The sequence below is a fragment of the Paraburkholderia sp. J11-2 genome (genome assembly GCF_905220185.1).
Lineage (GTDB): Bacteria > Pseudomonadota > Gammaproteobacteria > Burkholderiales > Burkholderiaceae > Paraburkholderia.
This window is the reverse complement of sequence record NZ_CAJMYY010000031.1, coordinates 64,577-77,329: the sequence shown is the minus strand read 5'-3', so window position 1 is coordinate 77,329 and position 12,753 is coordinate 64,577. Positions and strand designations below refer to the sequence as shown.

Sequence of the window (12,753 nt, the reverse complement as noted above, 5' to 3'; positions counted from 1 at the left end):
ATATTACAAAAGGGTAAATTCCCGCGAGCGCCGTATGCCGCAGCACTATATTCAAGTCAATTCTCCGCTCTCAAAACAGCCTATGTTCTCTGGAGGTCGGTCGAAGACGGTTACGAACGTCACGCGACCCTTTCGAAACGCTCGCAGTCATCCCTAGGGACGGCCCACCAAGAAACCTGCGCAGTACCGTTGCTGAGCACCCATACCCGCCCCAAGGTGCCTGCATATGCTCGACTGCCCGAAGTCAGCGATCTCAGCCTTCGCATTGCGCCCCTACTGCCCTATTGCGACCGCGCAAAGCGAGGTTCGCTTCGGTAGGACATACTTCGCGCCAAGGTTCAATTGATCCCAACCCCGGTCACGAATCCTGTAGGACGCGTGCGAGCAGAAACCGTTCGTTCGGACCTACTCCATCCGCGCGATTCCATACTTGTAGGCGTACACGACGCACCGACGATTCCAGCTAGGGCCACGCTGGCCGTGATTTTCACGACTTTACGGTAATTCCATAAATGCTCCGTAGTTCAGAAAAAACGACGCAGCGATAGCACCAAATCTTCAATTCCTTTCCTCATATTTAATGCGGATACCGAATTACATAATTAACCTCATGTAGTAGCAGATACATCAACACCATGCAGTCTCAGCCGAATATCAGATAGCCTGGAAACCACGCCCTACCGAAGGCTACAAGCTTCGCGCCATTGGAACTACAGCGGCGATCAGCACGACGGCCTTGTCGATAGATGCACTCAGATAAAGTATTGCTGATGCCGTTTCGACGGCCCTCGGGATTTTCGATGCATTCCGCTTATTTCGTACCTCAGTTGCAAGGAGTGAGATCGCATCGTAAACAGCCGAATTTCCTGCGGCTTGACTGTGTGTCGCGCCGCTCTTGACTGAATTCGTCATGGCCCGCAGTGATATCCCTACCTACTTACTGCGGAAAATTTGTGCGACACGCATGATCTCCAATTTTCATTGGTGCACTCTGCGCCTGAAATGGAGGAGCCACTATGGGCCTCGTTCGTCACTGGTCGAAGATCAGAAGCATCATGAAACGCCGACGCCCTCATCCCCAAGGAAGGTCTTGAGTGACATGTCACTGACCGCACTACTACGTCGAGTCAAAAGCAATCAGCGATGCTTCTGGACACGACGCAACATCCCATGGTTCTCGTTCCGGCTTTCGGCATCCCCCGCGTCGACACGACGCGGACAATCCGAACCGCGCCGACGCCGCATGCGACTGCCGTGTTGTCGAATGAATGCCTAATGAACGCTCCCAATTGGACGTTCAAAGCGGCATCAGCACGTAGCCTTGGGATTCGAGCGTCGTCACCGTCGTCAAGCCGGACAGCGCGAGCGTCACATCTGGCGTGATCGCGTCGTAGCCGAAGTGCTGCTCAGCCACCGCCTGCGCACACACGGCGACCGTCACACCAGCCGTCGTCAGTTGGGCGATCAGCGGTAGGTTGGGGTTCGGCACGCCGTATGCCGCGCGGTAATGCGCATCGTCAAGCGCAAGCGGCGTCGCAGGGCCGTAGGCGATCGCGACGAACTTCAAGCGCGAAAGTGGGACGCCGGCTGCAACGTACAAGTTCACGGTGCGCGCGACGCGATCCAGCGCGGGATTCACCTCGGCCGGCTTCATCCCTCCCTTCGTCAACGCGAAGACGATCTGGTACGTATGGTCCGCCTGTGGCTTGAACCCCGCATTGGGCAGGAAGTGGATCCGACCATAGCCCTGAATCACGGGCGTGGTCCAGAAGCCGTCCGGTTCGCTCTGCTGCGCGCGGGCAGAAAGCGAGACGCCGGCTGCGCAGACCAGCGCGGCGACGGCGAATGGCTTGACGATTTTCATTGCGTCTCCATAGTGTTAAGTGTGAACAACTGCGGATCGACGAGCATAGTCCTGCGACGTAAATCACGTGTACAAGCAATTTCATCGAGCACGGCCATCACGCTGCGTGTGCGTGAGCGGCGGTCGTCGCACCGCCCACGATGCTTCAGCTTTACCATCTGGAATACTAGCTACATAAAGGATGATATGTTTGCAGGTGTAGTAGGAGCGACTCAACGAATTAGCCGATTACGATCTCGTCACGCTTCACTATTCAATGTACATTCTCCCGCATCACAAGTTTGCTGGTTACAGACGTCACCCCCGGCACCTTTTCTGCAACCATTTTTGCCAAGTCATCTTGGTGTCGTTCACGAATGAAACCAGCAAGGGTCACTTCCCCGGTTGCAGCATTGCCGAAGACGGAAATGTCCGAGCCAGTCAATCCTTTTTCTCTATTGAGCGCCTGAAGCACCTTTTTTGAAAACTGCCGGTTTGCCGCCTTTTCAGCTTTCCGCGAGGCACGCGATGTTGGCGCAACGAGCGTCGAACTATGCGCGCCTGCGGGTGGAACTGTCGGTTGTGACTGCGCGTATACACCTGACGAAATCAACGACAAGATAACGTAACTCACAATTCGAAGATTATTTTTCATCGAACCTCGCTCCGAATAAATTGCAAAGGGATAACTATCGCTCCAATACTGAAGTCAGCGCACACCGAACCAGATTCACGCCTTATTCGTACTGGCAGACGACTTGTCTACTTCTCATCGTCGTTCTCCTTGTCGAGAAGTGTCCAAACAAAGATAAAAAATTAGAATTGGTGCTGGACTCCCAGCACGACTGCAAGCTGTCTGCGGGTACTTGAAGATGAGAGATTTAAAATCTGAGCATTTGCGTTTCGACCTTGCTGCCCGACCGCAATGGCATAAATAAACGTTCTCTTCGAGAGTAGATATTGGCCACCGATATTAATTTGATCCCAACCTGGATTGCGAATGTTCGATGGAACCCCCGAATAGGTACCATTCGTATGAATGTATGCCAACTGCGTGCTTAAATAAGGGGCAATTTGCCACTGGAGATAGGCTAAGTAGTTATCGAGCGTAAGTCCCGTTCCGTCGAGATATTTATATTGCACTTTCGAATACAAACCATCAATAGTTACATGGCCAATGCGATACGATGTACCAGCCAGCCAAATTCTCTGCCGCGCGACGCTCGCATGATTAACGACGCTCTGTGCAAACATGAGAGTGCCATAGTCATCAGCCGTCCCACCTCCTGCTGTTCCGACCGCGCCCGCCGGCTGGGAATCGGGATGATCGAGTTGCTCAACTCCCAACGAAGCCGAAAACGACCCATAGGCATATGTCGCGCCAGTGGACATTTGCCGGTTATTTTTGAATTGGCCCGCTTCATTGCTGAATCCATATGTAGCGCCCAATTGCAATCCAGCCCAATTCGGACTCAAATACTTGACTGCGTTACTGACCTTAAACGATCCGTTCGTATTATCAGAATCACCAACATGTGCCCACGTGTTGCTAACTGCATATATATAGAGAAAATCGAGAGTTGTGTCATACTGACGACCTAGCGTCAGGGTACCATAGCGGTCATTGCTCAATCCAGCATAGGCCACGTTAAACGCGCGCCCCGTGTTACGCCCATTCTGTACGCTGAAAGGATTAATCAAGCGAAAGATCGCTCGCGTCCCTCCGCCCAAATCTTCTGTCCCCGACAGAATCCACCGCGTAGGCGTAAGAAGACCGTTGATTGTTGACCAACTCGCGTGACCACCATTATTGTTAGAATACATTATGCCAGTATCAATAACTCCCGATAGCGTCACACTGCTCTGCGCCTCCGCAATACCCGACCATGCCAAAATGGCCCCAGCTAAAGTGACGTTAGCCGCAAGGTTTTTTGACGCTGACATACCAATTCTCCAAGTCGCTTTATAAGAATAATCGATCTCCGCATTTAAATCGATACGCGCGCGGTCGATAATTAGGATAACCAATTATTTGAATGTAATCATTTTTACCGCCACCGATCTTCAGCTTACTTTAAGTTCGCCAGCATATCGGCATACTTTTCGGCCTTCGTGGTATTACCGGCTAACTCAGCACTCCGAGCCGCCCCAACAACCGCACGACGAAGATTCGGCTCACGCTCCAGAACCGTCTCAAACTCCGTTAGTGCATCGGCCGGTTTTCCCGAATTCATCAGCAAGGTAGCTAGCATTTCCCGAGCGGAAACGATCTCTCCTGCAGTTACGGCGCTTTTGTCGGTTGCGTCTTGGCGAGCCGCGGCATCTCCTAGCACCATTGTTCCTTCGTTATGCTTTCCATCTGCGAAAATAGCAAGGCCACGTACGACTTCGGCTTGAATATCGATCTGCTCTGCCCAGTAAGGCAAATTCATTGCGGTGGCTGAGTCACGAAGCGAAATCATTCGTGCCACTTCCACGCGGGCCTTAGCTGGATCACCACTCATTGCTGCACCAATACCACGTGCAAAGGCGTTCTCCGCCTCCGCTTCTGGATATTTCTTCCAAGGATACGCATCGGCAGCCGGATCGAGCGGGAGGTTCGCTGCGTCCTTCCACGAATCAGTCGAGATTGCGATACGGGCAGGGACGGCAGCATAAGGGTACGCCGCACCTAGATCGTCGACAATCGGCCTTGCCCGCATTTGTACAAGCACTTCACGCGCAGCATCAACCTGTCCCAATTGAAGATATGCGTACGCCATAAAGTCGGAAAAGTGAAATGCCTGTAAAGTCCCACTTCTTGCGGCCGCATATGCGGCCCGATTCGACACAATCGACTCATCCCAGAGGCCCAACCGTGTAAAGATATGCGACGGCATATGCAAAGCATGCGGCGCATCAGGCGCGATCTTTGCGTAGAGCCTCGCGGCTGTCAATCCGCGCTCTGCGAGCGACGGGTAGTCGTAGCTATGGATCAGATAATGAAGCACTCCCGGATGATGTGGCTGCTTAGCCCGAACGGATTCGAGAATCGAAGCTGCCTTTAGCTCGCGAACGTATTGCTTATCCGAAGGATCGGAATTTGCTGATAGTATCATCGCGTAAAGAACTGATGCCTCGGAGTCCTCCGGGTATTTGCTAGCCAGTTTTTCGAAGGCCGACTCGAGGGCCAGTGCACGCACATGCCGGTCGATTTTGTCTCCATTATTAAAGAATACGGAGAGTGCATCGACATAATCGCGCTCACGCTGGGATTTAAGCCCCGTCTTTCGTGCCTCGTTTAGCGCAGAAGGTCCATCTTTCATGGCGCTGGCTGGCAGACTCGCAGGCCAACCGAATGGATTGTTTAGTGCCGCCATAGCGCGCACCCAGTACGCCATTCCACATGTACGGTCATCCTGAAGCACACGATTAACAGCCGAATTTATTTTGCTCCAATCATAGGAATAGTAGTAAGCCATTGCCGCATTGAAGTCATTTTGCGCAGCACTATTACACTCAACTCTAAAGTGGACATTCCCGATACCACCATCATTTGCGACAGAAATTTGTGCAAATACCGATTGTGCCGCCCCCAATGCCATGACGGCGAGCATAGCTTGCAAACACTTCCGCTTCAGCAGCATGCGATTCTCCATATTAATCTTGCGGTTACTTATAGTTCTTTTATTCGCTATTGTTAGACGTGGACTTTAATGTCATCGGACGAATCGTTTGCCTTACTCTGGTCGATCGATTCCGGTGATGAGAACGCAGTCGCGTCAAACTGTGATCCCTGTGTAAAGATGACACGGCTACCTGGAGTCCGATTCAGCAGTAGGCGCGTCACGTCGGGACGTGAGTAATGTCCGGCAGGGTCTGCTGCCGCTTTAGACAACGAAATTAACCCGAGATCAATCTCCGCGTAGACGATTCCCTCCTCGCGCTCCGGCAACGGATCATGCAGTAGGGTTCCGTCTGGGCCGAAAATGGAAGTAAACCCACCACCCTGTTGAAGCAATTGACGTTTGGTCGGATTATCGCCGCACAGCGTGTCAATCATTTCGCTACTGACGACAGAACACGGGGCAATGACGAAACACTGCCCTTCGACCGCATAGATTCGAGAGGCAGAGACATTCACCTCGGGGCCCAAAGCATTAGCCGCACCTCGATAGAGCGAGAAGCTCGGCCACCCCGCAATATGTACTTGCTCATCTTGGGCATACATCGCGTATTTGGACAGTGGCTGGAGGTGCTCCCAGCAACACAGAGCGCCGACACGACCCAATGGCGTGTCCCAAACCGTCAAGTCCGTACCATCACCCTCGCCATATACGGTACGCTCAACGTGTGTTGGCTTGAGTTTGCGGCGACGTGCAATCGTTCGACCGTCAGCGCCAATGATCCACTGCCCAAGATACAGACTCCCACCCTGCTTCTCGCTGTGCCCCATCACCACCATGATGGAATGCTTTTTCGCTGCTTGCGCGATACGGTCCGCCTCGGGAGAATCGTAGATCAGCGAATTGTCGTGGTAACGCTGAATGAACTGCATTCCCCACGCCGGAGAATCCAGCCAGATAAACCACGGGTAGCCAGGCAACCAGGCCTCTCCGAACGCCACGAGATCTGCCCCTTTGGAGGCAGCTTCGGCAATCAACGCGACGGCCTTGTCGATGGACGCGTTTAGGTCAAGAAATACTGGCGCCGCTTGGATAGCTGCGGCGCGGAATTTTGGATGCACTAAACTCATGATGTGTCTCGCAAGTCAGGAGCCTTCATGGTAGGAAGGCAATATTCTTGCGGCTTGACTGGGCGTCGCACCTCTCTTGACTGAAACCGTCAACGGCGGCAGCGTTCACCCGACTTGCTTTGTCTGAGCAAATTTGCGCTAAATGAGAACATGTTCCGTGTACACTCCACCGCCCAAGTCGATCCTCGCCTCCGCTTAGAGTATTGGTCTGATGTCGTCTGCGATGCCTTCGTACAACTCGAATGCGAGGTTGTGGAAGGAAAGCCCATCGAAGGGAGCGTCGCCAGCGCACAAGTGGCCAGCCTTTGCCTGACAAAAGTGTCAGCAAGTGCTCAGCGCGTCCATCGCACGCCCGCAAAGATCTCCCAGTCGAGCGAAGACTATTTTCTGGTGAGCATTCAAACCCACGGACGCGGCGGTATAGTCCAGGATGGGCGAGAAGCGGTTCTCACTCCGGGGGATTTCGCGCTTTACGACAGCACCCGCCCGTATACCTTGTTTTTTGACGCAGACTTCCGGCAATACGTACTCATGTTGCCTGGACGGTTGCTGCGAACAGAATTTCCCAGCGCAAATAATCTGACCGCCAGCACTATTGACGGTCAACGTGGCGCGGGACATTTGATGCTCAACTTGATCCATACGCTGGCGAGTGACATCGATACCCTGGCCCCAGAGTCCGCGAGCGCAATCGCAGACAGTGTTAGGCAAATTCTGATTGCCGGCCTGTCTACACTTCCTGCAGCCAAACAGGCACCAATGTCACAGCTGCGACTATTCCATCTGGAGCGCGTAAAATCCCTTGTACGCAATAGACTTCGAGACCCGACCCTCACAATTTCGTCAATTGCCGCAGAATTGAAAATGTCGGCCAGTACCCTGCATCGTACGTGGGGCCGTGAGTCGTGCTCGCTGGGCGATTGGATTTGGACGCAGCGCTTGGATGCAGCCTACCGAGATATCTGCGATCCGAGCCTGGCCGGCCGCAGTATCAGCGAGATTGCATTCTCGTGGGGCTTCAATGATCCAGCGCACTTTAGTCGAGCTTTCCGCGCTCGATTTGGATGTACACCTCGGGAGCTCCGACCACATCAGATAGCACGTCGACGCGAAGCATAGTTGCGAAGCTTCCTGACCAATTGGCAACGAGGATTCTTTCCGAATCTCTCTCCTGTCGCGGCCTGCTTTAATAGACAACCACGTCACATCCAGAAGCGCGAGCGTCAGGAGGATGTTCGACATAGCTCGAGAAGAGAGCGGCACACAAGCACTGCACGAGCGAGGTGGCCGCAGTTATGAAGTCGAAGCCAGAATTCACGGAACCTCCCACGATCAGCGATACGGTGGCCGCACGCCCCACTTGGCTCAACCGACTATCCGTAATAGCAATAATCCCTGCGTCCTGCTTTAGACCGTATCGCACGATTTCTGCAATTTCCTGCGCACATGGGCCTACTGATATCGCTACAATTAGATCACCAGCCCGCACAGCTCGCGCTTGATCAATGGTCAGGCTCTCGAAAGCCCCCAGATGACCGACGCGCTTGCCGGCTAGCCGAAGTGCATGTTCCAAATGTACGGCAACCGGGAAAGCGCGATTTGCGCCCACAATCCAGACGATTTCAGTGCGTTCGAGCATAATGACCGCCCGCGCAAATTCGGGTCGATCGAACGTCCGCCGTAGATTCTCCAAACCCGCAATACTGCGAACAAGAAATTCGTCCGCTAACTGCCGATGCTCGCCGCCAGAAGCGTCCGGCTCGTTGTCACTAGATGCTAATGAAACGTCTTGAACGTGCGTGCTTCGGAACAGCGCCCGCATATCTGAAAAGCCGGAAAAGCCAAAATGGTGTGCAAAGCGCACGACCGCGGAGGGATGGACACCGCAGTGCTGGGCAAACATCCGTATGCCCATATGGCCCAGGTCTTCGCAATGTTGGTCGACGGACTGGGCGATCAATTTTAGGCGACCGCTTATCCCGTCGAATTCTTGCGCTATGCGTCTCAGGAACTGTTCTCTCGTTCTCGGCGGAGTTGCGATGACTTTCATAGAGGATGCGCCACAAACACCATCGCGGTAGCACGCAATTCCACAACACGCCACACTGTCCAACCGTGGCGGTCGGAAACACCGGAGCCGGGCACACTTCCGTGAAACGCTCGCCAGTTCGCGGTGCACTCTCCACGGCTCGGTGTTCCGCACTCGTCGTTGCTGTGGCCTTGCATTTCCTCAACAGTCCGCCTGCACACTGACAAATGAGAGCCGGATTCGGACGACACCACTCTGGACCGCGGTTGACCGCAAATCGGGTCACGCCTAGACTTGTCCTTCTTTCGCCGACAACCTTTCTGGATAGCTGTGGCCGCCCCCCGGAAAGGCGTCAAGCGCGCATCCCACGTAGCGTCTGTTCGCATTCATTCGCCTCCTCTACAATATCGCCGCCTTCGTCGAAGGTGATTCTCAGCGGCTTTTTAGTATAGACGTGCTCTCCAGCGCGCAGTGCGGCCGAGGTCAACGGCCCACGCGCCTGCGGAACGGTAAGGTTCAGCACAATGTCGATATCGGCATCGGCGAGCAGCTCATCGGCATTCGCGTAAGAGCGCGTAATGCTGTGGCGGTGCGCCTTCGCAATGGACCGTGTACGGTCACGTCCTGCACAGCAGGGTACGTTCACGATCGGATACTTCTTCGCATTGGCGAAACAAACTTCGCCGATATTGCCGATACCCAACACGCCTACGTTGAAGCTGCTCATAGGGTCTCTCGTGACTGCCGACTGGGCAATCCGGCGGTACAGACCAGCTCTTCGCCGCGGAACTTATTCGTTCCGCAGCAGAGCTTCACGCAACGTAAAAGTCAGAATTGCGTCGCTACACCGGCAAAAACTCCGAACTGTCCGTGCCCGTAGTTGGGATTGGTACTCGTCGGATTTCCGTTGACGGGATCGTTGTTCACGTTCGCGCCATACAGACCGCCGTTCAATCCGAGGTTTGAAGTCGAGCTGTTGTGCAAATAGCCAATTTCGCTATAGAGACGAGTTCGCTTCGAAAGCAGGTATTGCCCGGAGAGAGTGTACATCGTCGCGTTGCCGTTTCCCTTATTGGCATTGGCGTGGTAAACCGCTCCCGTAACGTAGGTAGCCGGAGTTACAGCCCATTGCGCGCCGACCCAACCGCTATCAACTGTGGTGGGCAACCCAACACCCGCAGGAAGGGCCGTTGGCGCGCTCGTGCCGAAATAGCCCGCGTCGGAAGCATCCGGCGCGCTAAGATGCTGATAACCCGCGTACAAGGTCACTGGTCCCCAAATGTACGAGCCAGCAGCAAAGATGGAGCGTGACGCAAGATAGACATTGCTGAACTTGCCGTTGCCATCGCGGATTTCGTCGTAAATGGCCTGCAAGTCGAGCTGGTGCGCGTTGTATTCGAGCTTCACGCCATCCGAGCGACCCTGCGAACTGCCGAGCCCCGTGGAGGTACCCAGTTGTCCCGGCGCGGTCCCGGGATTCCCCGCATTCCACGTGGTCGAATTCGTCAGGTTGTACTGCGCCTGAACTGTGAAGCCGCCAAAGCTTGGCGTCTTGTACTCGATGCCGTTGGCAGTTTGCGGAAACATGCGCCCGCGCACCAGCGTGCCGAACGAGTATTTTTGCGTCTGCTGCGGATCGAGCACGCCCGCATACTGGAGCAGCGCGCTCGCACCGAAGTTACCGAGCCGGAACGAGCCGTACGCATCATTGCTCATACCGACCGTTGCTTGTCCTTCAAAGAGCGACCCGTTGGCAACCGAGCCGTTCTGCGTATTGAGCCGAGACTCCAGCGTGAAGTTCACCGACGTACCCGCGCCGATGTCCTCCTTGCCCTTCAGGCCGAACCGCGATTCGCCCCAGTTTCCCGATTCAGCGGATACGCGGTTGCCGTGCGCAAAACCTGTTTCATATTGCAGCCCGTTGTCGACAATACCATACAGGGTGACGCTGCTTTGCGCATTCGCCGCCGCGGCCAAACCCATCGTCAACGAGACAGCCACAAGACGTTTCATTCTCTCCTCCATTTATCGATCGTGGTGACGGTTTACTTTCTTTTATATTCGTACTACGAATTATATTCGCCTGCACAACGCTGCCGCGACGCAAGACGAAGCGGCAACGAATGAACGTCGCCTACTTCAGGTACGAGGCGACGTTGTCCTGGGTGACGGACTCGAACGGCACGATCACTTCCGGCGGCGGCGTCTTGCCACCCTTGATCGTTTCGATCACCTGATACGCGGCGACCGCCTGTCCCTTTGCATTCTGGAAAATCGTCTGCGACATGTCTCCTGCGTGGATGGCGTGGAGCGCGTCGGCCGTGCCATCGACACCCGAGATCATGACGCCTTTCAATCGCCCGGCGGTCTTCAACGCTTCGAGTGCGCCAAGCGCCATCTGGTCGTTCGCAGCGATGACCGCGTCGAATTTCTGGTAACGCTCAACCCAGTCCTCGGTTACTTTCATGCCTTGGGCGCGGTCGTAATCCGCGGGCAGGTTCGAGAGGATTTTCACATCCGGGCGCTTTGCCAGCGTTTGCGTGAACCCGGCGAGACGCTCCTTCGAGTGGTAGAGTCCGGGCGTGCCTTGCAGGTACAGGATCTGTGCATTCTTCGGCAGTTTGGCGTCCATGAATTCACCCTGCAGGCGCCCAGCATCGAAATTCTTCGAGCCGACGAAGGTATATTTGCCGCCGGCTGACTGAATGCCAAGCGCAATGACGGGAATGCCCGCCTTGTTCGCCCGTTCGACGCCCGGAACGATGCCTTGATAGTCGACCGGGACGATGACGATCGCGCTGACCTTCTGCGCAATGAAATTGTCGATCTGGTCGAGTTGCCGACTGACGTCACCGTTCGCATCGGTATAGATGACGCTCAGGTCCGGGTCAGCCTTGACCGCGTTACCGAACGCGGTCTTTCGGGTCATCGTGAATACGTCGGTGTCGGCGAGATTGGTGTAGCCAACCACAAACTTCTTTCCCGCCGCGGCGGCGCCGCCCGCCATGACCATCAATCCCACTGCGACTGCGGCGATTCGTTTCCATGCCTTCATGTGCTCCTCCTGGTGTCTGACCGGTTTCTCACTACGTTGTGACTGCTGGAATGCGAAACTTTGAACCGTCTCTCAGGTTGCTTGCGGCTTTCTTTTCGAGCCGCTGTTCTTCGTCTTCACGTCGAGAATGACGGCGACGGCGATGATCAACCCCTTGGCAATCTGCTGCCAGTAGGAACTCACGTTCAGAAGATTGAGAATGTTGTTGATGACGCCGATGATCAGCGAGCCAATCATCGAGCCCATGATCGTTCCCGTGCCACCCATCAGGCTCGTGCCGCCCACCACGACCGCGGTGATCGCATCGAACTCGTAACCGACACCGCCTGCGGGCTGCCCCGAATTGATGCGCGACATCAGCACGATGCCGGCAACGGCCGTGAGAATGCCGCTGTAGATGAACGCGGTCATCGTGACCTTTCGCGTGTTGATGCCTGAAGCGAGCGCGGCCTTGCTATTGCCACCCGTGGCGTAGACATAGCGGCCGAATTTTGTGCGGTTCAACAGGACCCACGAGACCAGCAGGACGGCAATGAGAATCAGCACCGAGATCGGGATGGGGCCCACGGAACCCTGGCCGATCACACCGAAGTTCCCGAGATCGCTCACCGGCACCCCGCCCGTGTAAAGCAGGACGCCTCCCCGTGCGACGGTGGTCATCGCGAGCGTCGTGATGAACGACGGAATGCCAAATTGCGTGACGACGAAGCCATTGACGAAGCCAACGACGATACCCATCGCAATGCCTGCCGCCACGGCGAGCGCAATGCTTCCGGTTGCGGACATCACGCTTGCGGCGATGGTGCCCGTCAACGCGACCACCGCGCCAAGCGAAACGTCGATCTGACCGAGAATGATGATGAACGTGACCCCGCTGGCCAGGAGGCTCACGACCACCACCTGCCGCAAAACGTTCGTCAGATTCGATACGGTCAGAAACGCATCGCTCACGAAGGACGCGAGAACGACGATGCCAATAAAGATCAGTACCGTTCCGTACTTCCTGTAGATCGCCGCGAGACTTGCGCCCTTGATTCTCGATATCGCGCTTTCACGCGGCGACATGGCTTTTCCATTCATGCTGTTCAACA

Annotated in this window: 11 protein-coding genes; 1 reads left to right on the top strand and 10 read right to left on the bottom strand. The window is 55.1% G+C overall.

The window, feature by feature from the left end; genetic code table 11:
- Nucleotides 1-1,297: 1,297 nt before the first annotated feature.
- The 5 genes from U5A57_RS33605 to U5A57_RS33585 form a co-directional block, all read right to left on the bottom strand.
- A complete protein-coding gene (locus U5A57_RS33605; RefSeq protein ID WP_321915977.1) occupies nt 1,298-1,864 on the bottom strand; it encodes a DsrE family protein in 567 nt (188 codons plus the stop codon).
- 253 nt (nt 1,865-2,117) lie between these two features.
- A complete protein-coding gene (locus tag U5A57_RS33600; protein ID WP_321915976.1) occupies nt 2,118-2,498 on the bottom strand; it encodes a BON domain-containing protein in 381 nt (126 codons plus the stop codon).
- Nucleotides 2,499-2,659: 161 nt separating this feature from the next.
- The gene (locus tag U5A57_RS33595; RefSeq protein ID WP_321915975.1) at nt 2,660-3,787 is read right to left on the bottom strand and encodes a porin; all 1,128 of its coding nucleotides are present in this window, start codon (nt 3,785-3,787) and stop codon (nt 2,660-2,662) included.
- A gap of 125 nt (nt 3,788-3,912) precedes the next feature.
- Nucleotides 3,913-5,469: a hypothetical protein gene (locus U5A57_RS33590; protein ID WP_321915974.1), complete on the bottom strand. Its 1,557-nt coding sequence runs from the start codon at nt 5,467-5,469 to the stop codon at nt 3,913-3,915.
- A gap of 53 nt (nt 5,470-5,522) precedes the next feature.
- Nucleotides 5,523-6,578 carry a carbon-nitrogen hydrolase family protein gene (locus U5A57_RS33585; RefSeq protein ID WP_321915973.1) on the bottom strand — a complete coding sequence of 352 codons (1,056 nt, stop codon included), beginning with the start codon at nt 6,576-6,578 and terminating at the stop codon, nt 5,523-5,525.
- A gap of 150 nt (nt 6,579-6,728) precedes the next feature.
- Here U5A57_RS33585 and U5A57_RS33580 point away from each other — a divergent pair, with 150 nt between their 5' ends.
- Nucleotides 6,729-7,697, top strand: coding sequence for a helix-turn-helix domain-containing protein (locus tag U5A57_RS33580; protein ID WP_321915972.1), 969 nt, complete (start codon nt 6,729-6,731; stop codon nt 7,695-7,697).
- Nucleotides 7,698-7,764: 67 nt separating this feature from the next.
- Here U5A57_RS33580 and U5A57_RS33575 read toward each other — a convergent pair whose 3' ends face one another.
- The 5 genes from U5A57_RS33575 to U5A57_RS33555 form a co-directional block, all read right to left on the bottom strand.
- Nucleotides 7,765-8,628, bottom strand: coding sequence for a MurR/RpiR family transcriptional regulator (locus U5A57_RS33575; protein ID WP_321915971.1), 864 nt, complete (start codon nt 8,626-8,628; stop codon nt 7,765-7,767).
- 331 nt (nt 8,629-8,959) lie between these two features.
- Nucleotides 8,960-9,334, bottom strand: coding sequence for a Gfo/Idh/MocA family protein (locus U5A57_RS33570; RefSeq protein ID WP_321915970.1), 375 nt, complete (start codon nt 9,332-9,334; stop codon nt 8,960-8,962).
- Between the two features lie 101 nt (nt 9,335-9,435).
- Complete coding sequence (locus U5A57_RS33565; protein WP_321915969.1) at nt 9,436-10,620, bottom strand: porin; 1,185 nt, start codon at nt 10,618-10,620, stop codon at nt 9,436-9,438.
- A 121-nt stretch (nt 10,621-10,741) separates the two neighbouring features.
- Nucleotides 10,742-11,662, bottom strand: coding sequence for a sugar ABC transporter substrate-binding protein (locus U5A57_RS33560; RefSeq protein WP_321915968.1), 921 nt, complete (start codon nt 11,660-11,662; stop codon nt 10,742-10,744).
- Nucleotides 11,663-11,734: 72 nt separating this feature from the next.
- Nucleotides 11,735-12,727: an ABC transporter permease gene (locus tag U5A57_RS33555; protein WP_321915967.1), complete on the bottom strand. Its 993-nt coding sequence runs from the start codon at nt 12,725-12,727 to the stop codon at nt 11,735-11,737.
- Nucleotides 12,728-12,753: the final 26 nt, after the last annotated feature.

Excerpts from the sequence above, each read along its gene's own strand:
- U5A57_RS33605 (WP_321915977.1), bottom strand. The coding sequence starts at position 1,864 with ATGAAAATCGTCAAGCCATTCGCCGTCGCCGCGCTGGTCTGCGCAGCC.
- U5A57_RS33600 (WP_321915976.1), bottom strand. The coding sequence starts at position 2,498 with ATGAAAAATAATCTTCGAATTGTGAGTTACGTTATCTTGTCGTTGATT.
- U5A57_RS33595 (WP_321915975.1), bottom strand. The coding sequence starts at position 3,787 with ATGTCAGCGTCAAAAAACCTTGCGGCTAACGTCACTTTAGCTGGGGCC.
- U5A57_RS33590 (WP_321915974.1), bottom strand. The coding sequence starts at position 5,469 with ATGCTGCTGAAGCGGAAGTGTTTGCAAGCTATGCTCGCCGTCATGGCA.
- U5A57_RS33585 (WP_321915973.1), bottom strand. The coding sequence starts at position 6,578 with ATGAGTTTAGTGCATCCAAAATTCCGCGCCGCAGCTATCCAAGCGGCG.
- U5A57_RS33580 (WP_321915972.1), top strand. The coding sequence starts at position 6,729 with ATGTTCCGTGTACACTCCACCGCCCAAGTCGATCCTCGCCTCCGCTTA.
- U5A57_RS33575 (WP_321915971.1), bottom strand. The coding sequence starts at position 8,628 with ATGAAAGTCATCGCAACTCCGCCGAGAACGAGAGAACAGTTCCTGAGA.
- U5A57_RS33570 (WP_321915970.1), bottom strand. The coding sequence starts at position 9,334 with ATGAGCAGCTTCAACGTAGGCGTGTTGGGTATCGGCAATATCGGCGAA.
- U5A57_RS33565 (WP_321915969.1), bottom strand. The coding sequence starts at position 10,620 with ATGAAACGTCTTGTGGCTGTCTCGTTGACGATGGGTTTGGCCGCGGCG.
- U5A57_RS33560 (WP_321915968.1), bottom strand. The coding sequence starts at position 11,662 with ATGAAGGCATGGAAACGAATCGCCGCAGTCGCAGTGGGATTGATGGTC.
- U5A57_RS33555 (WP_321915967.1), bottom strand. The coding sequence starts at position 12,727 with ATGTCGCCGCGTGAAAGCGCGATATCGAGAATCAAGGGCGCAAGTCTC.